This window comes from Shimia sp. W99 (genome assembly GCF_053851455.3).
In genome coordinates, this window is the sequence record NZ_JBSQBU020000001.1 from 930,745 (window position 1) to 950,361 (window position 19,617).

The following is a 19,617-nucleotide window of genomic DNA, read 5'->3' on the forward strand; positions in this document are numbered from 1 at the left end:
TGAATTAGGACGCGCTGGCAAAGCTTTTGTGACACGAACGTAACGGTTTTATGACGCTTGCCGCCGGGGGCAAAAAAACTCAGAGTTTTGGAAGAAAAACCCGGAAAGTGCTGCCCTCTCCGAGCGCGCTTTCGATGGTCATGCGACCGCGATGACGGTTGATGATGTGTTTTACGATCGCAAGGCCAAGGCCCGTGCCACCCATTTCCCGCGAGCGGTGGGAATCGATGCGATAGAATCGTTCGGTCAGTCGCGGAATGTGCACCGGGTCGATTCCCGAGCCGTCATCCTTGACGGAAAGACAGATGGCCGGGCCGCGCAGGCTACGGTCCCTTTCAACTTCGTCCAGCCGAATCGTGACATGAGTACCCTGCCCGCCATACTTCAGTGCGTTCTCGATCAGGTTCGTCACCACCTGCACAAGCTGATCGGAATCACCCGGCACGATCATCGCCCCGCCCGGCGCAATAAAATCAATCGTCGAGCCGGCATCCGTCGCCAGCGGCATCAGGTTGCGCACGACGGAACGCACCAGATCCCCAAGGTTCACCGCATCCGTGGGGCGCATGCGCGAGACTTCCTCGACCTTGCTGAGCGACAACAGGTCTCCGACGAGCCGGTTCATACGGCTTGCTTCGGCGGCCATGGTGCTTAGGAAACGCTCTTGCGCTTGAGGATCGTTGCGCGCGGGCCCCTGCAGGGTCTCGATGAAGCCAAGGATCGCGGTCAGCGGTGTGCGCAGTTCATGACTGACATTGGCGACAAAATCGCGGCGCATCTGGTCAAGCTGGCGCAGCTCGGTCACATCGCGAAAGCAGATCACCGCACCGCGCCCGAACGTGCCCTGCACCGGTGCACAGGTGACGTCAAAACGGTGTTCCTGAGGTCCTTCGTTGTGGAAGTAGACAGCCCGTTGACGCGACCGAGTTTTGAGGCAGGTTTCCACGGCGGTGTTCAGCGCCGGTTGGCGAAAAACCAGGATGAAGGGCAAGTCCTTGCGCGCCTGGGGCTGCAGCGACACCGCCCGTTCATTGGCCCCAGCAACCCGTGCGTCCTGATCCACGAAAATCGCGGGCAGCGGAATCGCTTCAAGGTAAGACGGGTCAAAGTGTTCGGCCATCAGCGTGTTTTCCATCAGGGTTGCAACGAGCGAATCGACGGACTGACACAACAGTGTTCATGTAACAGTTTGATGACGGGTGGATATTGCCATTTTTTCAGACTGTTACCGTCGCCTCTTCGCGCGGATCACACTTCCTTCAATCCCATTTTGAAGCGACGCGCATTGTCCTGGTAGTGCAGCGCCGAAAATTCCAGCCCCGTGAGCGCCTTCTCATCCAGAGTACGCACAACCTTGCCCGGCGCGCCCATAACAAGCGATGCCTCGGGAATTTCCTTGCCCTCGGTCACTAGCGCCCCTGCCCCGATCAGGCAGTTCGTAGCGATCCGAGCGCCGTTCAGAACAGTGGCTCCCATGCCGATCAGCGAATTGTCGGCAATCGTACAGCCGTGTAGCATGACCTTGTGCCCGATCGTGCAGTTTTCGCCGATCAACAGCGGAAAGCCGAGATCGGTGTGCATGACGGTGTTTTCCTGCACGTTCGTACCCTTGCCGATCACGATTTTCTCGTTGTCGCCACGCAGCGTGCACCCGAACCAGACCGAGGCCCCCTCTTCGATCACGACATTGCCGATAATGTTGGCATCCGGTGCAATCCAGGCGGTTTCGGCAATTGTGGGGCGCAGCCCGTCCAGTTCATAAATCGGCATTATTGCATCTCCTCGAATTCGGCCTGAAGCTTGCGCACATGATCGACCAGCGCGGGTTGCTGGATGCGGCGCAGGCGGGTGGCGGTGACAATGGAAATCAGATCGCGCTCGGTGGCGTCCAGGTCATCGTTGATCAGCACGTGGTCATAGCTACCCCAGTGGCTGATCTCGTCCCAGCTTTTCTGCATCCGCTTGGCGATCACCTCGTCGCTGTCCTGTCCACGGCTGACCAAACGGCGGTGCAATTCGGTGATCGAGGGCGGCAGCAGGAAGATCGACAGGGTATGCTGCCCCAGATCCGAGTTACGCACCTGTTGCGCGCCCTGCCAGTCGATATCGAACAGAAGGTCCTGACCGGCGTCGATGGCCTGTTTCACCGGGCCCTTGGGCGAGCCGTAGAAATTCCCGAAGACATGGGCATGTTCCAGCATGTCCCCGGCGGCCACGTCGCGTTTGAAATGCTCCTCGGACATGAAGTGGTAGTCCTGCCCGTCGACCTCGCCTGGGCGGGGCTTGCGGGTCGTGGCCGAAACCGAAAACCGGATGGTCGGGTCCCACGCGCGCAGGCGTTTGGAGAGCGTCGATTTGCCAGCCCCGGAAGGAGAAGACAGGATGATGAGAAGGCCGCGTCTTGGGGTCATGTCATTATTCCACGTTTTGAACCTGTTCGCGCATCTGGTCGATTACCGTCTTGAGATCCAGCCCGATCCGGGTCAGCGCGACGGATTGGGCCTTGGAACAGAGCGTGTTGGCCTCGCGGTTGAATTCCTGCATGAGGAAATCGAGCTTGCGTCCGACCGGGCTGCCCTTGGCGATCAGCTCGCGGGCCGCGTCGACATGGGCGCGCAAGCGGTCGAGTTCCTCGGTGACGTCGGCCTTGACCGCGATCATCGCCAGTTCCTGGGCCACGCGGGCCTCGTCAATGCCATCGGTGTTTTCCAAAACCCGCGCGAGGTTGGTTCGAAGGGTTTGGGCGGTTTCCGCGCGGCGGGCTTCGGCAGCTGCGGTGGCGTCTGCGGTCAGGCGTTCAATCTCATCAAGTTGGCTGCGCAACACCGTTTCCAGCGCCGTCCCTTCGGTGCGGCGCATGTCAAGAAACGCTTCGATCAGGTCTGGCAACTGGGCCATCAGCGCCTCGCGCAGGGGTTTGCTGTCGTCCTGGTCGGTGGTCGTTTCCAGAACACCGCGCACGTTGAGAATATCGGCGCTGCGCGACGCGGACAGCGCAATGCCTTGTTCGGCGGCCAGCGTTTCGGCCTCGTGCAAGGCCGCAAGCACGTTGGACAGCTGCACCCGGTTGAGCGTCAGCGTGCCTTCTGATTCCTCGCGCTGCACCCGCAGACCAAGGCTGACCGAGCCGCGCGCCATGGACTTGCCAAGCGCGCCGCGCACCGCAGGCTCCAAACCTTCGATCCAGTCCGGCATCCGCAGGCGCAAATCCAGCCCCTTGGCGTTCACGGAGCGGATATCCCAAGTCCAGCTATGGGCACCAAGGCTGCCCTTGAGCGCAGCAAAGCCCGTCATTGATTGCAGCACACCTGTCTCCTTGCGTTTTCCTTGGTTGCACCTAATGCCATTCGCCTGTCCGGAGCAACCAGTCCGCAAGGGCAGTTAACCATTCGCAGCGGTTTTTATCCCATTTTGGAGAAAATTGGCCATATTAACGAAGTGGTAAGAAAGATGGGCCAAAGGTTAAGCACCGTGAGTTGAGGTGTGGTTCCGGGGCCGTCATCATTGGCCTGGGGTGAGAGAAATGGCGTTTTTGCGTGGCAGGAAATCGAACGTAACGGATTTGCGCAACCATCCGGTTCTGAGCGAGGTCAGCGCCTATTGGGAAGCTTTGCGGAACGACAACAAGGTGCCTTATCGCGCCGATATCGATCCGCGAGGCATTCAACGCGCGCTCAAACATGCTTTCATTCTGGAGCGGATTGCGCCGGGTATGGCGCGCATCCGCGTTGCGGGACAGACGCTGACCGACGTGATGGGTATGGAAATGCAGGGCATGCCGGTTTCCGCACTGGTTTCATCGGACACGCGAGAGGCGTTTCGCCGGACACTTGAGGATGTGTTTTCCGGACCGGCCACGGCCAATCTGCATTTACGCGCCGACGGCAGCTTTGGCAAACCGGCGCTGGATGCGCAAATGTTGTTGTTGCCGCTGCGTGGTGATGACGGCACCGTGACACGGGTTCTGGGTGTGCTGGTGCATGACGGGCGCTCGGGGCGGGCGCCGCGCAGTTTCCACCTCCAGGGCAGTTTCCTGCGCAGGATCGACGGGGGTGAGGACAAACACCGGATCACGTCGCGCGCACCGCAGGCCGAATACATCACTGCAAACACCGTGCCGACACGGCACGCGCATCTCCGGCTGGTGGTGGAAAAGAGTTGACGGACGAATTGGAGAACCCATTCGACCAAAGGAAAGGCGGGGCCCACTGGACATGGCACCCCGCCTTTTTCTTTTTTTAACAGCTTCTTGCAGCCCGGATCAGACCGCTTCGGCCGCGCGGGTTTCCCGCAGATTGGACAATTCCTCGGCAACAAGGAAGGCCAGTTCGAGCGATTGCGACGCATTGAGACGCGGATCGCACGCGGTGTGGTAACGGTCCGACAGGTTCTCTTCAGTCACGGCTCGCACGCCCCCGGTGCATTCGGTGACGTCCTGACCGGTCATCTCGAAATGCACCCCGCCCGGCACGGTGCCTTCGGCCTTGTGAACACCAAAGAACTCGCGCACTTCGCGCAGCACGCTGTCGAACGGGCGGGTCTTGTAGCCTGTGGCCGACTTGATCGTATTCCCGTGCATCGGGTCGCACGTCCACAGAACATTGGCGCCCTCTTCCTGAACCGCCTTGATCAGGCGCGGCAGGTGTTCGCCCACGGACCCGGCGCCGAAACGCGCAATCAGCGTCAGACGCCCGGCTTCGTTCTCCGGGTTGAGCTTCTCCATCAGCACCTTGAGGTCATCAGCCGTAGTGGTGGGACCGCATTTGAGACCAACCGGATTCAGAACGCCGCGCGCGAACTCGACATGGGCGCCATCCGGCTGGCGGGTACGGTCGCCGATCCAGATCATGTGGCCCGATCCGGCCAACCATTTCCCGGACGTCGAATCGAGGCGGGTCAGCGCCTCTTCATATTCCAGGAGAAGCGACTCGTGGCTGGTATAGAAATCCACCGTGCGCAGCGCGCTTGATGTGCTGCTGCTCACCCCGGCGGCGCGCATGAAATCAAGCGTGTCGCTGATGCGGTTGGCCATGTCGCGGTAATCCGCGGCCCTTTCGCTTTCGGTGAACCCCAACGTCCAGGCGTGGACTTGGTGCACATCGGCATAGCCCCCGGTCGAGAATGCCCGCAACAGGTTCAGTGTTGCAGCGGCCTGCGTATAGGCCTGCAGCATCTTCTTGGGATCGGGAATGCGGGCCTCGGGGGTGAAATCCAACTCGTTGATGATGTCACCGCGATAGCTGGGCAATTCGACGCCATCGACCACCTCGGTCGGCGCCGAGCGCGGCTTGGCGAACTGGCCGGCCATGCGGCCGACCTTTACCACAGGCACCTTGGCGCCATAGGTCAGCACCATTGCCATCTGCAGCATCACCTTGAACGTGTCACGGATCGCGTCGGCCGAGAACTGTTCAAAACTTTCGGCACAGTCGCCGCCCTGCAGCATAAAGGCTTCACCGCGAGATGCGGCCCCCAGTTTCGCCTTGAGCGACCGCGCTTCTCCGGCAAAGACCAGCGGCGGATAGCTTGCGAGCTGCGCCTCGACGGCGTGCAGGGCCTCGGTATCCGTATAGTCAGGCATCTGAACGCGCGGCTTGTTGCGCCAGTCAGATTTTTGCCATTCTGCCATTGTCTTTACTCCGGTTGGACAGGTTGAGCCCGCCTTATACAAAAGCTCTTGAGCAAGCGCCACAGTTGAAATATGCGCCCTTGACGCGCCCTGTGTGTTTGGCGCTAAAGTCGATGTCCATTAGAAGACCACAAGCAGACCGTCAAAGACGGGGACTCAGGATAGGCAGCCATGGCCCTCAAGGCACCCCGCCCAGACGTATCTTCGCAGACCGGAACCCGGCGTTTCGTATTCGTCCTTCTTCAGGATTTCACGCTGTTGTCCTTTGCCTCGGCGCTGGATTGCCTGCGTCTGGCCAACCGCAATCTTGGGCGGGATTACTATAAGTGGAAACTGGTCGGTGAAGGCGGCGATACGATCAGCTGTTCGACACGGACCACGTTCAAGCTTGACGGTGATCTTGAGGAATTGCATCGGGACGACGCGATCGTGCTGTGTGGCGGGATCGACATCCAGAAAGCCGCGACCAAGAAACTGCTGAATTGGCTTCGGCGCGAAGCGCGTAAAGGGTCGCGGATCGCGGGTTTGTGCACGGCCGGCTACATAATGGCCAAGGCTGGTTTGCTGGATGGCAAGAAGGCGACGATTTACTGGGAAAACCAGGACAGTTTTGCTGAAGAGTTCGAAGAGGTCTTCTTGTCCAAGGCAGTCTTCGCGATCGACGGAAATCGACTGACCACCGCCGGGGGCACATCCTCCATCGACCTTTTCCTGCAGATCATCGCCGACGACCTTGGCGAAGACGTGGCCAACTGGGTGGCAGATCAACAGATCTACAGTTCGATTCGTACCGATCAGGACAGTCAGCGCCTGAGCGTGCCGACCCGCATCGGGGTGCGTCACCCCAAGCTGAGCATGGTCATCCAGATGATGGAAACCAATATCGAGGAACCGATCAGCCCCTCGTTGCTGGCCAAGGAAGTCGGACTGTCCACGCGTCAGTTGGAGCGTCTGTTCCGGCGCTACCTGAACCGCTCACCCAAGCGGTATTACATGGAATTGCGCCTGCAAAAGGCGCGCAACCTGTTGATGCAGACCGATATGAGCGTGATCAACGTGGCGCTGGCCTGTGGCTTTGCCTCGCCCAGTCATTTTTCGAAATGCTATCGCGCACATTACGACACCACGCCTTATCGCGAGCGCGGCAGCCACGCTGCGCGGCTGTCCATCTGATCAGAACTTCTCGAAAATCGTGTTCGAATTTGTATTGAGATCAAAGCGCAGCACCACGAGGCTGTCGCCGCGGTCGTGTAGAAAGGCGTAGAAATAGGTATAGCCCAACCGGTCATGCCAATAGACGCGCGCTTCTTGCCGGAACCCGTTGCCAAGGTCGACATCCTTGATCACTGCCGCATCGGTGAAATCATGCCGCATTGCGTTCATCAGCTGATTGTTGATCGCGACGATTTCGGGCTCGGTATATTTGCTGCTCCCACCCAGCCGTTTGATCAGGGGAATGAAATCACGGTTCATGACGCGCGCGTCGACGTAACGGGCATAGTCGTCATAGTCGGTGAACACCGATTCCTGGGCCTGCACAGCCAGCGGCGCAAGCAAAGCACAGGCCAGGGCGAGATGGGAACTGGACATGGGCGCTCCTTTCCGTCGCCAAACGGACAGAATGATCAGAACAGGGCGTGTAGTTCGTTGAAATCGGTTCCATAACGAAATTCGAGCACATCCCGGTTGCCACCAGTTTCACGGGTGTGCAGCAGGAAATAGACATAGAAATACTCGCCCTTTTCCGTCCAGTAACCTATCATTTCCTGACGGAACCCACCTTTGAGCGTTTCGGAACGCACCGTGGCGTGACCTACAAAATCCCCTTCATACAAGCTTTGCAACTTTTCATTGACCGCTGCGATTTCGGCCTCGTCCATCTCAAGCTCGGACCGGACATGCGACAGCGCGGTTCCCAGCTTCCCGGCCATGATCAGATTGTTGAACTCGGCCACGCTTTCATTGAACAACGTGCGCTGGTTGGTTTGTGCCGCGCTCGGGGTCGTCAAACAAACGGACAGGGAAAGGGCCAGAGCCAATATTCGAAGCATGGAAATTCCTACGGGTGAGGGTGAAAGGGATGTTCTGAAAAGAGGTTAGCCGCCCGGGCTCATGCGGTAAAGTGCGCCTTGGTCTTCGGACAGGAACCACAAGGTTCCATCCGGAGCTTCGCGAATGTCCCGCACACGCTTGGTGCGGGCGGATCGGATCGTTTCACGCTGTTTCAGAGGGGTCCCTGACAGGCGCACGATATGGTCGAATTTGAGACTTCCAACAAGAATATGGCCGCGCCATTCGGGCCAGAGCTTGCCCGAGTAAATGACCATGCCCGATGGCGCAATCGACGGGTCCCAGTAAAATGCAGGCTGTTCCATGCCCGGCTTGGCGGTGCCTTCGCCAATCGCGCCACCGGAGTAATGGCGCCCATAAGCGATGACTGGCCAGCCGTAATTGGCCCCTTTGCGAATGCGATTGATCTCGTCTCCGCCCTTGGCGCCATGTTCCACGGCCCAAAGCCGCCCCTGCGCATCCAGCGCAGCGCCTTGCGGGTTGCGGTGCCCGTAGGACCAGATTTCAGGCCGCGCGCCCGCCGTAGCCGTAAATGGATTGTCCGCAGGAACCGCGCCCGATTTGGTGATGCGGATAATGCTGCCATTGTGGCGCGACAGGTCCTGTGCCGAGGGGCGATCGCCCCGCTCCCCAATGGTGACAAACAGGGTTCCATCCCACGCTTCGACAATCCGGCTGCCAAAATGGCGCCCGCCACTGCTGCCCGGGGTCATTTCGAAAATGACGGTCAAATCCGTCAGGCGGTGCCCGTCCTCAGAGAGGCGCGCACGGGCGACGGCGGTGCCGGAACCGCCATTCTGTTTCCTGGCGTAGCTCAGAAAGACATGCCGCGTTTGCGAGAAATCACGGGGAACGAGCACATCCAGCAACCCGCCCTGCCCCCGCGCATGCACCTTGGGCACGCCGGAAACTTGCGCGAGCCGCCCGTCCGGCATCAGGCGTTTCATGCTGCCTCCGCGCTCGGTGATCAGCGTGCTACCATCGGGCAGAAAGGCAAACCCCCAGGGTGTTTTGAGATCCTTCGCCATGGTCTCTACCCGTAGCGCACCCACCGAGGTTTCAATGGATTGCGCCTGCACCAATGACGCCAAGGCAAGCAGAAAGAGAGCAGTAAAGGCACGCAGCAACATGGGGTTTCTCCGGCTATAACATCAGGGTTTAACCATACCATAGCCCAGCAGGAACCGGTGTCGTTCAGGTGATCAAATTATGGTCAGATGCCCCTTTTCTTTTCAAATATCCGCGCTTAGGCTCACCGTCGGAAAAAAGACCAACTTGGGAGATAAACAATGAAAAAACTGCTTCTGGCGACTGCCGCAAGCGCTCTTCTGACCGGGGTTGCCTCGGCGGAAGAGATCAAACTGGGCGTGATCATGGGCTTTACCGGCCCGATTGAATCGCTGACCCCCGCCATGGCCGCCGGTGGCGAGCTGGCCATGAAGGAAGTGTCGGATTCGGGCAAACTTCTGGGTGGCGCAACCGTGACCCCGATCCGGGGTGACTCGACCTGTGTTGATTCCGGTGCCGCAACCGCCGCTGCCGAACGCCTGATCACCTCGGATGGGGTAAAGGGCATCGTCGGTGCCGACTGTTCCGGTGTGACCGGTGCCATCCTGGCCAACGTCGCAGTGCCCAACGGCGTCGTGATGATCTCGCCATCTGCAACCTCGCCCGCGCTTTCGGATGCCGAGGACAACGGCCTGTTCTTCCGCACCTCGCCTTCGGATGCCCGTCAGGGTCAGGTTCTCGCGGATGTGCTGATGGACAAGGGCTTCAAGTCGGCAGCCATCACCTACACCAACAACGACTATGGCAAGGGTCTTGCCGACAGCATCGCCGGCGCGTTCAAAGCAGCGGGTGGTGAAGTCACTGCAATGACCTCGCATGAAGATGGCAAAGCAGACTACTCGGCCGAAGTCGGTGCACTGGCATCGGCGGGTGGCGATGTGCTGATCGTTGCGGGTTATGTTGACCAGGGCGGTCCCGGCATCATCCGTGCCGCACTGGACACCGGCGCGTTCGACACTTTCGCCCTGCCTGACGGCATGATCGGCGCCGCACTTGAAACCACCTTTGGCGACGAAATCGAAGGCTCGGTCGGTACCGTTCCCGGTGGCGAAGCGGCCAACACCGACATGATCGTCAAGGCGATCACCTCGGATGCCTATGATTCCTCGGGCCCCTACATCGGCGAAAGCTATGATGCGGCTGCCCTGATCATGCTGGCCATGCAGGCCGCCGGATCGAGCGATCCCAGTGCCTATGCAGGCAAGATCATGGATGTGGCAAACGCGCCGGGCGAAAAAATCGGCACAGGTGAGCTGGCCAAGGGTCTCGAGATCCTCGCAGCCGGTGGTGAGATCGATTATGTCGGCGCAACCGCCGTTGAGCTGATCGGTGGCGGCGAAGCAGCCGGTGGCTATCGCGAGATCGTCATCGAAGGTGGCAAGATCACCACGGCGCAGTATCGCTAATCTGAAAACATACTGAAGTTTTGCCCAGGCCACATCGGCCTGGGTTTTTTTTGGTTTTCAGTCGTTAAATATAAATTGTCCGATACGACAATTTTCCTATTGGAAAATGCACGGAAAATTGCAACGATCGCGCCGTGTTCAGACCGGGACAGTGGCACGTCGTGCTCCATCGGTCTGTCGGAATGAAGGGAGGAACAACATGTCATTCAAAACACTAACACTGGGCACCGCAACCGCGGCGCTTTTGGCAGGCGGCGCCATGGCGGATGAAATCAAGATCGGCCTGATGGCCGGTTTCACCGGGCCGATCGAGAGCCTTGCCGGCCCGATTGCCGCGGCCTCGGAAATGGCCTTCAAGGAAGCTAGCGATAGCGGAAAGTTCATGGACGGCAGCACAATTGTGTCCATTCGCGGCGACGGTACTTGCATCGACGCGGCCGCCGCGACCGCTGCCGCGGAACGGCTTGTGACCGCCGACGGAGTCAAGGGCATCATCGGAGAAAACTGTTCCGGCGTCACCGGCGCGATCCTGTCGAACGTCGCGCTGCCTTATGGCATCGTTCAGATTTCGCCTTCGGCCACTTCTCCCGCGCTGTCGACAGCCGAGGATAACGGCCTTTTCTTCCGCACCGCCCCATCGGATGCGCGCCAAGGCGAAGTGATGGCACAGATCCTGCTGGACAATGGAGTCAAGGAAGTTGCTGTCACCTACACCAACAGCGACTATGGCAAGGGTATTTCGGAAAGCTTCGAGGCGGCCTATGTCGAGATGGGCGGCACCATCACCATCAACGCCGCTCATGAAGACGGCAAGGCGGATTATTCCGCAGAGATCGGGGCTCTTGCTTCTGCGGGTGGCGATGTGTTGGTCGTCCTGGGCTATCTGGATCAGGGCGGCGGCGGTATCGTGCAAGCCTCGCTCGATTCCGGCGCATTCGATCGGTTCCATTTCGCAGACGGCATGATCGGTGCCTCGATGGAAGAACGCTTCAGTACCGGCATGGATGGTTCGCGTGGCCAGCATCCGGGATCCAACTCCGAGGGTGCCAAGATCTTCGTTGACCTCGTGGGCGAGGCATTCGACGCATCCTCTCCTTATGCGCCGGAAAGCTACGACGCCGCTGCTCTGATGATCCTTGCGATGCAGGCCGCCGGATCGTCGGAATCGGCCGATTACAAGGAAAAGATCTTCGAGGTCGCCAACGCCCCCGGTGAAAAGATCAATCCCGGCGAATTGGCCAAGGCGCTCGAAATCCTGAAGGCGGGCGGCGATATCGACTATGTGGGTGCCACCGATGTGGAACTTATCGGACCGGGCGAAGCCGCCGGAAGTTTCCGCGAAGTGCTGGTCGAAGGTGGAAAATTCACCACCGCAGGCTATCGCTGATCCTTCACGAAGGATATGCAGTGTCAGTCTGGGCCTTGTGTCCGGACTGGCACAATGGCATTGAGCGGGAACGAGAGCGAAAAAAAGCACCGTGGGCCGCAAGGCGGCCATCCACAGGGGGATAGTGATGATCGTAGCAAGGGACGTGCACAAGCATTTCGGCGGCTTTCGCGCCGTCGACGGCGCCAGTCTGACCATTGAGCCGGGCTCCATCACTGGTTTGATTGGCCCAAACGGCGCCGGAAAAACCACTCTTTTCAACGTGATCGCCGGAGTTCTCGAACCGACGTCGGGCAAGGTGACGATGGATGGTGAGGACATCACCGGATTGCCGCCGCACGAATTGTTCCACAAGGGGCTGCTGCGCACCTTCCAGATCGCGCATGAATTCTCGTCCATGTCGTGCCGGGAAAACCTGATGATGGTGCCGGGTGGCCAATCGGGCGAAACCCTCTGGAATACATGGTTCGGGCGCAAGCGCATCGCCGAAGAGGAACGCGCGCTGCGCGCCAAGGCGGACGAGGTGCTTGAATTCCTGACCATCGAGCATCTGGCAGACCACAAGGCCGGTCAGGTTTCAGGCGGTCAGAAAAAGCTGCTCGAACTTGGGCGCACGATGATGGTGGACGCCAAGATCGTCTTCCTTGACGAGGTCGGCGCCGGCGTGAACCGCACCCTGCTCAACACCATCGGCGATGCGATCATCCGCCTGAACAAGGAACGCAACTATACCTTTGTCGTGATCGAACACGACATGGATTTCATCGGCCGCCTCTGCGACCCGGTCATCTGCATGGCCGAGGGAAAGGTTTTGGCCGAAGGTACACTGGACGAGATCAAGGCCAACGAACAGGTGATCGAAGCCTATCTTGGCACGGGTCTCAAGAACAAGGACAAGGTGGGGGCATGAGCAACGGCGAATATGGCGACCGGGGCAACAAGGACGCCTCGATCACGAATGCCAAGGGCGGCGGCGAAATGCGCCCCTCTGTTGGCACGGGCAAGGAAATGCACACCCGGAACGCATTCCTGATCGGTGACAGCATGACCGGCGGCTATGGCAAGAATGGCCCGGACATCCTGCATGACTGCACCATTTCCGTTGATCCGGGCGAAATCGCGGTGATCGTCGGCCCGAACGGCGCAGGCAAATCCACCGCAATGAAAGCTGTCTTCGGCATGCTGGACCTGCGTCAGGGGTCGGTGCGGCTTGATGGCGAGGACATCACCAACCTCTCGCCGCAGGATCGCGTGGTCAAGGGTATGGGCTTTGTGCCGCAGACCAACAATATCTTTGGCTCGATGACGGTGGAGGAGAACCTAGAAATGGGTGCCTTCATCAGGCGCGACGATTTCACGGAAACTATGGAACAGGTCTATGACCTCTTCCCGATCCTGCACGAAAAACGCCACCAAGCAGCCGGGGAACTCTCCGGCGGTCAGCGTCAGCAGGTCGCCGTTGGCCGCGCGCTGATGACCAAACCCAAAGTGCTGATGCTCGATGAACCCACGGCGGGCGTGTCGCCAATCGTCATGGACGAACTCTTTGACCGCATCATCGAAGTCTCGCGCACCGGCATCCCGATCCTGATGGTCGAACAGAACGCCCGCCAGGCGCTCGAAATTGCCGACAAGGGCTATGTCCTTGTGCAGGGTGCCAATGCCTATTCGGGTACGGGCAAAGACCTTCTGGCGGACGAAGAAGTCCGCAAATCGTTCCTGGGGGGCTGACAAATGGACTTCCTCAACGCCATCGTGGCGCTTTCCAACTTCGTGATCATCCCCGCGGTCGCCTATGGCAGCCAGCTGGCGCTGGGCGCTCTGGGGGTCACACTGATCTATGGCATCCTGCGGTTCTCGAACTTTGCCCATGGCGACACCATGGCCTTTGGCGCGATGATCGCCGTTCTGGTGACTTGGTGGTTCCAGTCGATGGGCGTGAGCTTTGGCCCGCTGCCCACGGCGCTACTGGCCCTGCCCTTTGCCATTCTTGGTACCATGGCACTTGTCCTGTTCACGGACCGGGTCGTCTATCGCTTCTACCGCGAACAAAAGGCCAAGCCGGTGATCCTCGTCATCGTGTCCATGGGCGTCATGTTCATCATGAACGGACTCGTGCGCTTTATCATCGGCCCCAATGACCAGAAATTCGCCGATGGCGAGCGCTTCATCATCTCGGTCCGCGAATTCAAGGCCATGACCGGGTTGCGTGAGGGGCTGGCCATCAAGACGACACAGGGCATCACCGTGGTCGTCGCGGTGATCTGCGTTGCGCTGCTGTTCTGGTTCCTGAACCGGACCCGCACCGGCAAATCCATGCGCGCCTATTCGGATAACGAGGATCTGGCCCTGCTGTCAGGCATCAACCCCGAGCGTGTCGTCATGTACACGTGGCTGATCGTGGCCGCGCTGGCCACCACGGCGGGTGTGCTCTATGGGCTCGACAAGACGTTCAAACCCTTCGTCTATTTCCAGCTTCTGCTGCCGATCTTTGCCAGCGCCATCGTGGGCGGACTCGGCAGCCCGCTTGGCGCGATCGCCGGCGGCTTCGTGATTGCCTTTTCCGAGGTCACAATCACCTATGCGTGGAAAAAGGTGCTGGTCTACCTGATGCCCGAGAGCCTCGAGCCTTCCGGCCTCGTGCAACTTCTGAGCACGGATTACAAGTTCGCGGTCAGCTTCGTAATCCTGATCGTGGTGCTGCTCTTCAAGCCCACCGGCCTGTTCAAGGGGAAATCGGTATGAGCGATACAGTGAAAAACACGGCGCTTTTCGCGATTATAGGCGTACTGATCCTGATCACCGGGATCATGCAAAGCTGGAACTCGGCCCTGCTGATCCTGAACATGGGGTTGATCTCGGCCATCATGGCGCTAGGCGTGAACCTGCAATGGGGTTTTGCGGGCCTGTTCAACGTGGGTGTCATGGGCTTTGTCGCGCTGGGCGGTCTGGCCGTTGTCCTCACCTCGGTTGATCCCGTGGGCGAGGCCTGGGCAGCAGGTGGCACGCGCGTGGTCATCGGCCTGCTGGCCGGGGCGGGCACCATCGTCGCCGCCGTCATGGCTTACCAGAACCTCGCACCGGGGCGTCTGCGCAGTATTGTCATGATTGGCATTCTGCTGGGCGGATTCTTCATCTATCGCGCGATCTTCGATCCCGGTGTCGCCGCCGTCGAGGCGATCGACCCGGCAGCCACGGGCTTTCTCGGGGGGCTTGGCCTGCCGGTGCTTCTGGCCTGGCCTGTGGGCGGCTTGCTCGCGGCAGGCGGGGCCTGGCTGATTGGCAAGACGGCGCTCGGCCTGCGCTCGGACTATCTTGCGATTGCCACTCTGGGGATCGCGGAAATCATCATTGCCGTGATGAAGAACGAAGACTGGCTGGCGCGTGGTGTGAAGAACGTTGTCGGCCTGCCACGGCCCCTGCCCTACGAAATCGACCTTCAGCAATCAGCCACGTTTGTCGAACGGGCACAGGGTCTGGGTCTGGATCCCGTCACCGCGTCGACCCTCTATGTGAAACTGGGCTATTCGGTGCTGTTCTCCATTGTGCTGCTGGTTATCTTCCTGATGGCTCAGGCCGCGCTGAAATCACCCTGGGGGCGGATGATGCGCGCCATCCGCGACAACGAGGTTGCCGCCGAAGCCATGGGCAAGGACGTCACCCGCCGCCATCTGCATATCTTCGTGCTTGGCTCCGCAGTCTGCGGGATCGCCGGGGCGATGATGACCACCCTTGATGGTCAGCTCACGCCGGGCACCTACCAGCCTCTGCGCTATACCTTCCTCATCTGGGTAATGGTGATCGTCGGCGGCTCGGGCAACAATCTGGGCGCGGTTCTGGGCGGCTTCCTGATCTGGTTCCTCTGGGTGCAGGTCGAACCGATCGGACTTTGGCTGATGCAGCTGATCACGAGCGGCATGGCCGAGGACTCGGGCCTGCGGCAGCACCTGATCGACAGTGCGGCCCATATGCGGCTCCTGACCATGGGGGTGATCCTCCTGCTGGTCCTGCGGTTCAGCCCGCGCGGCCTCATCCCCGAGCGCTAAGAAAATCAAAAGGGCGCCCCACAAACCGGGCGCCCTTCTTCCTTTTGCCAGAAAATATCCCGGGGAGTCTCAGCTTGCTGAGACGGGGCAGCGCCCCATCCCGCGCGCCCCTTGGGCGTGCATATCCTGTGCGCCTGTAAGGCGCTCCAATGGATCACCGTCCCTTGAACAACCCGCCCAGGATGCCGCGCACGATACGCCGTCCCGTGGTGCCGGAGAGTTCCTTGACCACCATCTTGGTCAACGCTTCGCCGTATGTATCATCCGCCCGCACCCGCAAAGTCCGCGACGATGACCGGCTTACCCGCTTGCCCGAGTATCGCCGTGCCGCGTTGAATTCGCGATGGGCCGCGTCCATCTCCTCTTCCCGCGCCTCTGCCTTCTCGGCTTCCGCTGCCGCCTTGTCGGCGCGTTCGCGCAGGATTTCGTAGGCGGATCTGCGATCCACCAGCTTTTCGTATTTGCCCGACACCGGCGAGCCTTCGATCACCTGTTTTCGCGCGTCCACGTCAAGCGGCCCCAGCTGCGATGAGGGTGGGCGGATCAGGGTCCGTTCCACAATGCCGGGCACGCCTTTCTTCATCAGCATCGACGTGACCGCTTCCCCGACACCGACCTCGCGGATCGCTTCCTCGGTTTCAAAACGCGGGTTGTCCCGATAGGTCTCGGCAGCCGCACGCAGCGCCTGCCGGTCCCGCGCCGTGAATGCGCGCAGCGCATGCTGCACCCGGTTGCCCAACTGACCAAGGATATCTTCGGGAATGTCGTCCGGGTTCTGCGTGACGAAATACACGCCCACCCCCTTGGAGCGGATCAGCCGTGCCACCTGCTCCACCTTGTCGACCAGCGCTTTGGGCGCATCTTCAAACAGCAGGTGCGCCTCGTCAAAGAAGAAGACAAGCTTGGGTTTGTCGGGGTCACCGACCTCGGGCAGTTCTTCGAAGAGCTCTGACAAAAGCCACAACAAGAAGGTCGCATAAAGCCGAGGCGACCCCATCAGCTTGTCCGCCGCCAGGATGTTGATCGGCCCCCGTCCATCAAGGTCGGTCCGCATGATGTCGCCAAGGTCCAGCGCCGGTTCGCCAAAAAGCTTGGCGCCACCCTGGTTTTCCAGAACCAGAAGACGGCGCTGGATGGCGCCGATCGAGTTGACCGACACATTTCCATAGCGAAGCGCCAGCTCTGCCCGGTTCTCTCCAACCCAGACCAGCAGGGCCTGCAGATCCTTGAGGTCAAGAAGCGGAAGTCCCTGTTCATCGGCAAGACGGAACGCGATGTTCAGAATACCTTCCTGCGCCTCTGTGAGTTCCATCAACCGCGCAAGAAGAAGCGGTCCCATCTCGGCCACCGTGGTGCGCACCGGATGCCCCTGTTCCCCGAAAAGATCCCAGAAGGTGACCGGGAATGCCTCATACACATAGTCGTCAAAGCCGATCTTGACGGCGCGTTCCTGAAAGGCGGTATGCAGCTTGAAATCTTCCCGACCGGCCGCGGCCAGCCCCGAGAGATCGCCCTTCACATCGGACAGGAACACCGGCACCCCAGCCGCAGAAAAACCTTCTGCCAGTATCTGCAGTGTCACGGTCTTACCGGTGCCCGTGGCGCCCGCAATCAAACCGTGCCGGTTGGCGTACTTGAGCGTAAGCCCCTGTTTTTCAGCATAGTTTTCGCCACCACCCCCAACGAAGATCTTTCCGTCCATCGCCACCAGTCCTCACGTCAATTGCATCGTCACGCATTCAAAATACATTCTTAACCATTCTCTGCCAGCCTGTTCTGCATTCCGGGACCATGTCTTCCATGTTCTGGAATGACTTCCTCCCTGTCAGACTGGGCCGTGCCAAAGGCATGGCCGTTTTTTCGTGGAAAATCAGGAAGGAACACAGTTTTCCGGTTGACGCTCTCCGTGATTCTGCGTAGCTTTTCGTCAATGAATAAGTCGGCCAGTCCGACGGGGAGTGAAAATACCGGAAAAGGGGCCCTCGGGCCCCTTTTTCATTGGCGCGTAATGGCTGGCACCTGCGCGCGGAAAACCGCCAGAACGCCATACAATACCCCAGGCTTTACCCTGACATTCGCATCCGGGCGTGCTAAGCGAAGACAGATTCAATCAACCACACGGGAATCCTCATGCCCAAGCTCAAACTTCTTCTCGGTGCCGCCGCAATCTCTCTTCTGGCTGCCCCCGTTCTGGCTCAGGGCGTCGGCTCGTTGTCCGATGGCTCGCTTGCCATGGGACAGAAAGTCGAAGCCGCGCCGGCACCGTCGGATGCCGAAGACATCACTGTGGAGCAGATCGGCGACTGGTCGCTGCAATGCGCGAAATCCGGCCCGGAACCCCGCCCCTGCCGCATGTATCAGTTGCTCAAGGACAACGCCGGCAATGCCGTGGCCGAGGTGACGCTTTACAAGCTCAAGACACCCGCTGGTGAAGCGATTGGTGGGGGCACCTTTGTTGTGCCGCTTGAAACCCTGCTGACGGGTCAGCTCACCGTGGCGGTCGATGGCGAAAATGCCAAACGCTACCCTTATGCATTCTGCAACCCGGTCGGCTGTTTTGCCCGCATCGGCCTGACACAGGAAGATGTCGACGCATTCAAGTCGGGAAGTGTTGCCAAGATTGCCATCGTCCCAGCCGCCGCGCCAGCGCAGGTCGTGACCGTGAACATGTCGCTGAACGGCTTCACCAAGACCTATGACAGCGCGAACCCGGTGCAGGAATAACTCGCCCAAGGCAAATGCCAAAAGCACAAAGGCCGCCCTGGACCGGGCGGCCTTTTCGTTTGAAACATTCCGATAGCCTCAGACCCGGCGCAGCGCCAACACCGCGTTCAGGCCGCCAAAGGCAAAGGCATTGGAGAGCGCAACATCCACATCCGCGTCGCGGGCCTCGTTCGGCACGACGTCCAGAGCGCATTCAGGATCGGGTTCCTCGTAGCCAATTGTGGGCGCAATCACCCCGTCCCGCACCGCCATGATACAGGCCAGAAGCTCGACAGCCCCTGTGCCGCCGATCAGATGTCCGTGCATGGACTTGGTCGACGAGATCATCAAACGATCTGCATGCGGTCCGAACACATCGGCCACGGCGCTACATTCGGTCTTGTCATTGGCGGCAGTCCCGGTGCCATGGGCGTTGATATATCCGACCTCGTCCCGGTTCACCCCAGCATCCTGCAACGCGCCGGAAATGGCCCGCGCCGCGCCTTGCTTTGAGGGCATCACGATATCCGCCGCATCCGAACTCATCGCGAAGCCGATAACTTCGGCAAGGATTTCGGCGCCGCGTTTGCGGGCGTGTTCCATCTCTTCGAATACAAAGACCCCGGCGCCCTCGCCCTGAACCATACCGTTGCGGTTGGCCGAAAACGGGCGGCAAGCGTCCTTGGACATCACGCGCAGACCTTCCCACGCTTTGACCCCGCCAAAGCACAGCATCGATTCGGCCCCGCCGGTGATCATGACCGGAGCCATGCCAGACCTGACCATCTGAAACGCCTGGGCCATGGCGTGATTGGAGCTTGCGCAGGCGGAGGCCACGGTAAAGCTGGGCCCCTTGAGATTGAACTCCATGCTGACATGGCTTGCGGCGGCGTTGTTCATCAGTTTCGGAACAACAAAGGGATGCACCCGGTTCTTGCCGTCCTCGTAGACTGTGCGGTAATTCTCGTCGAGCGTCTGCATGCCACCGCCCGAGTTGCCAAGCACGACACCGGACTTGGCGGACAATTCACCGGAAAAACTCAGCCCCGACTGCGCCATGGCTTCGCGCGCGGCCACAAGGGTGAATTGGGTAAAGCGATCAAACAGCGCCATTTGTTGACGGTTGAAGATATGTTCCCCTTCGAACCCCTTGACCTGAGCCCCGATCTTGACGGCGAGCCGGTCGACGTCGCGCATCTCGAGTTCACCAATGCCACAGCGGCCTTCGCGCATGGCTGCAAGCGTTTCGGACACGTTTTGCCCCAGCGCGTTGATTGTACCCGCCCCGGTGATGACGACCCGTTTCAT

The 19,617-nt window shown here is 59.8% G+C and carries 19 protein-coding genes; 9 read left to right on the top strand and 10 right to left on the bottom strand.

All coding sequences use genetic code 11. The annotated features are described in order from the left end of the window. Positions 1 to 79: 79 nt before the first annotated feature. From ACS3QZ_RS04520 to ACS3QZ_RS04535, 4 genes are all read right to left on the bottom strand, one after another. Positions 80 to 1,135 (bottom strand): ATP-binding protein, encoded by a 1,056-nt coding sequence (locus ACS3QZ_RS04520; protein ID WP_456036761.1) that lies wholly within the window; start codon positions 1,133 to 1,135, stop codon positions 80 to 82. Between the two features lie 113 nt (positions 1,136 to 1,248). Beyond that, a complete protein-coding gene (locus tag ACS3QZ_RS04525; RefSeq protein WP_456036762.1) occupies positions 1,249 to 1,770 on the bottom strand; it encodes a gamma carbonic anhydrase family protein in 522 nt (173 codons plus the stop codon). Beyond that, a complete protein-coding gene (gene gmk / locus ACS3QZ_RS04530; protein ID WP_093094205.1) occupies positions 1,770 to 2,411 on the bottom strand; it encodes a guanylate kinase in 642 nt (213 codons plus the stop codon). Before gmk ends, ACS3QZ_RS04525 begins: the two co-directional genes overlap by 1 nt. Positions 2,412 to 2,415: 4 nt before the next feature. Beyond that, on the bottom strand, positions 2,416 to 3,306 hold the full coding sequence (locus ACS3QZ_RS04535) for a YicC/YloC family endoribonuclease (RefSeq protein WP_456036763.1): 891 nt from the start codon (positions 3,304 to 3,306) through the stop codon (positions 2,416 to 2,418). Positions 3,307 to 3,523: 217 nt separating this feature from the next. Here ACS3QZ_RS04535 and ACS3QZ_RS04540 point away from each other — a divergent pair, with 217 nt between their 5' ends. Beyond that, positions 3,524 to 4,162: a PAS domain-containing protein gene (locus ACS3QZ_RS04540; protein WP_456036764.1), complete on the top strand. Its 639-nt coding sequence runs from the start codon at positions 3,524 to 3,526 to the stop codon at positions 4,160 to 4,162. A 99-nt stretch (positions 4,163 to 4,261) separates the two neighbouring features. On the opposite strand, the gene ACS3QZ_RS04545 is transcribed toward ACS3QZ_RS04540, so the two are convergent. Then, positions 4,262 to 5,629 (bottom strand): class II 3-deoxy-7-phosphoheptulonate synthase, encoded by a 1,368-nt coding sequence (locus ACS3QZ_RS04545; RefSeq protein ID WP_456036765.1) that lies wholly within the window; start codon positions 5,627 to 5,629, stop codon positions 4,262 to 4,264. Between the two features lie 171 nt (positions 5,630 to 5,800). On the opposite strand from ACS3QZ_RS04545, the gene ACS3QZ_RS04550 reads away from it, so the two are divergent. After that, positions 5,801 to 6,802: a GlxA family transcriptional regulator gene (locus tag ACS3QZ_RS04550; protein ID WP_456036766.1), complete on the top strand. Its 1,002-nt coding sequence runs from the start codon at positions 5,801 to 5,803 to the stop codon at positions 6,800 to 6,802. Here ACS3QZ_RS04550 and ACS3QZ_RS04555 read toward each other — a convergent pair whose 3' ends face one another. Genes ACS3QZ_RS04555 through ACS3QZ_RS04565 form a run of 3 tightly spaced genes read right to left on the bottom strand, consistent with a single transcriptional unit; the run spans position 6,803 to position 8,829 of the window. Beyond that, the gene (locus tag ACS3QZ_RS04555) at positions 6,803 to 7,219 is read right to left on the bottom strand and encodes a hypothetical protein (protein ID WP_456036767.1); all 417 of its coding nucleotides are present in this window, start codon (positions 7,217 to 7,219) and stop codon (positions 6,803 to 6,805) included. A gap of 35 nt (positions 7,220 to 7,254) precedes the next feature. Next, on the bottom strand, positions 7,255 to 7,680 hold the full coding sequence (locus ACS3QZ_RS04560; protein WP_456036768.1) for a hypothetical protein: 426 nt from the start codon (positions 7,678 to 7,680) through the stop codon (positions 7,255 to 7,257). A 45-nt stretch (positions 7,681 to 7,725) separates the two neighbouring features. After that, positions 7,726 to 8,829, bottom strand: coding sequence for a PQQ-dependent sugar dehydrogenase (locus tag ACS3QZ_RS04565; protein ID WP_456036769.1), 1,104 nt, complete (start codon positions 8,827 to 8,829; stop codon positions 7,726 to 7,728). Positions 8,830 to 8,988: 159 nt separating this feature from the next. Between ACS3QZ_RS04565 and ACS3QZ_RS04570 the strand changes: the two genes are divergently transcribed. The 6 genes from ACS3QZ_RS04570 (at position 8,989) to ACS3QZ_RS04595 (ending at position 15,606) form a co-directional block, all read left to right on the top strand. After that, positions 8,989 to 10,173 carry an ABC transporter substrate-binding protein gene (locus tag ACS3QZ_RS04570; protein ID WP_456036770.1) on the top strand — a complete coding sequence of 395 codons (1,185 nt, stop codon included), beginning with the start codon at positions 8,989 to 8,991 and terminating at the stop codon, positions 10,171 to 10,173. 199 nt (positions 10,174 to 10,372) lie between these two features. Beyond that, positions 10,373 to 11,560, top strand: a complete 1,188-nt coding sequence (locus ACS3QZ_RS04575) for an ABC transporter substrate-binding protein (protein ID WP_456036771.1) — start codon at positions 10,373 to 10,375, stop codon at positions 11,558 to 11,560. Positions 11,561 to 11,687: 127 nt separating this feature from the next. Next, entirely contained in the window at positions 11,688 to 12,470 is a 783-nt protein-coding gene (locus ACS3QZ_RS04580) for an ABC transporter ATP-binding protein (RefSeq protein ID WP_456036772.1), read from the top strand. Then, positions 12,467 to 13,291, top strand: coding sequence for an ABC transporter ATP-binding protein (locus ACS3QZ_RS04585; protein ID WP_456036773.1), 825 nt, complete (start codon positions 12,467 to 12,469; stop codon positions 13,289 to 13,291). Before ACS3QZ_RS04580 ends, ACS3QZ_RS04585 begins: the two co-directional genes overlap by 4 nt. 3 nt (positions 13,292 to 13,294) lie before the next feature. After that, the gene (locus tag ACS3QZ_RS04590) at positions 13,295 to 14,305 is read left to right on the top strand and encodes a branched-chain amino acid ABC transporter permease (protein WP_456036774.1); all 1,011 of its coding nucleotides are present in this window, start codon (positions 13,295 to 13,297) and stop codon (positions 14,303 to 14,305) included. Further along, on the top strand, positions 14,302 to 15,606 hold the full coding sequence (locus tag ACS3QZ_RS04595; protein WP_093094217.1) for a branched-chain amino acid ABC transporter permease: 1,305 nt from the start codon (positions 14,302 to 14,304) through the stop codon (positions 15,604 to 15,606). Before ACS3QZ_RS04590 ends, ACS3QZ_RS04595 begins: the two co-directional genes overlap by 4 nt. Positions 15,607 to 15,760: 154 nt before the next feature. Here the strand turns inward: ACS3QZ_RS04595 and ACS3QZ_RS04600 are convergent, their stop codons facing one another. After that, entirely contained in the window at positions 15,761 to 17,308 is a 1,548-nt protein-coding gene (locus ACS3QZ_RS04600; RefSeq protein ID WP_456036775.1) for a helicase HerA-like domain-containing protein, read from the bottom strand. A 428-nt stretch (positions 17,309 to 17,736) separates the two neighbouring features. Between ACS3QZ_RS04600 and ACS3QZ_RS04605 the strand changes: the two genes are divergently transcribed. After that, positions 17,737 to 18,330, top strand: coding sequence for an invasion associated locus B family protein (locus ACS3QZ_RS04605; RefSeq protein WP_093094219.1), 594 nt, complete (start codon positions 17,737 to 17,739; stop codon positions 18,328 to 18,330). A gap of 78 nt (positions 18,331 to 18,408) precedes the next feature. Here the strand turns inward: ACS3QZ_RS04605 and ACS3QZ_RS04610 are convergent, their stop codons facing one another. Beyond that, positions 18,409 to 19,617, bottom strand: coding sequence for a beta-ketoacyl-[acyl-carrier-protein] synthase family protein (locus ACS3QZ_RS04610; protein WP_456036776.1), 1,209 nt, complete (start codon positions 19,615 to 19,617; stop codon positions 18,409 to 18,411).

What these genes read in the sequence shown, in the direction of transcription:
- ACS3QZ_RS04520 (WP_456036761.1), bottom strand. Translation starts at nt 1,135, where the DNA reads ATGGAAAACACGCTGATGGCCGAACACTTTGACCCGTCTTACCTTGAA.
- ACS3QZ_RS04525 (WP_456036762.1), bottom strand. Translation starts at nt 1,770, where the DNA reads ATGCCGATTTATGAACTGGACGGGCTGCGCCCCACAATTGCCGAAACC.
- gmk (WP_093094205.1), bottom strand. Translation starts at nt 2,411, where the DNA reads ATGACCCCAAGACGCGGCCTTCTCATCATCCTGTCTTCTCCTTCCGGG.
- ACS3QZ_RS04540 (WP_456036764.1), top strand. Translation starts at nt 3,524, where the DNA reads ATGGCGTTTTTGCGTGGCAGGAAATCGAACGTAACGGATTTGCGCAAC.
- ACS3QZ_RS04545 (WP_456036765.1), bottom strand. Translation starts at nt 5,629, where the DNA reads ATGGCAGAATGGCAAAAATCTGACTGGCGCAACAAGCCGCGCGTTCAG.
- ACS3QZ_RS04550 (WP_456036766.1), top strand. Translation starts at nt 5,801, where the DNA reads ATGGCCCTCAAGGCACCCCGCCCAGACGTATCTTCGCAGACCGGAACC.
- ACS3QZ_RS04555 (WP_456036767.1), bottom strand. Translation starts at nt 7,219, where the DNA reads ATGTCCAGTTCCCATCTCGCCCTGGCCTGTGCTTTGCTTGCGCCGCTG.
- ACS3QZ_RS04560 (WP_456036768.1), bottom strand. Translation starts at nt 7,680, where the DNA reads ATGCTTCGAATATTGGCTCTGGCCCTTTCCCTGTCCGTTTGTTTGACG.
- ACS3QZ_RS04565 (WP_456036769.1), bottom strand. Translation starts at nt 8,829, where the DNA reads ATGTTGCTGCGTGCCTTTACTGCTCTCTTTCTGCTTGCCTTGGCGTCA.
- ACS3QZ_RS04570 (WP_456036770.1), top strand. Translation starts at nt 8,989, where the DNA reads ATGAAAAAACTGCTTCTGGCGACTGCCGCAAGCGCTCTTCTGACCGGG.
- ACS3QZ_RS04575 (WP_456036771.1), top strand. Translation starts at nt 10,373, where the DNA reads ATGTCATTCAAAACACTAACACTGGGCACCGCAACCGCGGCGCTTTTG.
- ACS3QZ_RS04580 (WP_456036772.1), top strand. Translation starts at nt 11,688, where the DNA reads ATGATCGTAGCAAGGGACGTGCACAAGCATTTCGGCGGCTTTCGCGCC.
- ACS3QZ_RS04585 (WP_456036773.1), top strand. Translation starts at nt 12,467, where the DNA reads ATGAGCAACGGCGAATATGGCGACCGGGGCAACAAGGACGCCTCGATC.
- ACS3QZ_RS04590 (WP_456036774.1), top strand. Translation starts at nt 13,295, where the DNA reads ATGGACTTCCTCAACGCCATCGTGGCGCTTTCCAACTTCGTGATCATC.
- ACS3QZ_RS04595 (WP_093094217.1), top strand. Translation starts at nt 14,302, where the DNA reads ATGAGCGATACAGTGAAAAACACGGCGCTTTTCGCGATTATAGGCGTA.
- ACS3QZ_RS04600 (WP_456036775.1), bottom strand. Translation starts at nt 17,308, where the DNA reads ATGGACGGAAAGATCTTCGTTGGGGGTGGTGGCGAAAACTATGCTGAA.
- ACS3QZ_RS04605 (WP_093094219.1), top strand. Translation starts at nt 17,737, where the DNA reads ATGCCCAAGCTCAAACTTCTTCTCGGTGCCGCCGCAATCTCTCTTCTG.
- ACS3QZ_RS04610 (WP_456036776.1), bottom strand. Translation starts at nt 19,617, where the DNA reads ATGAAACGGGTCGTCATCACCGGGGCGGGTACAATCAACGCGCTGGGG.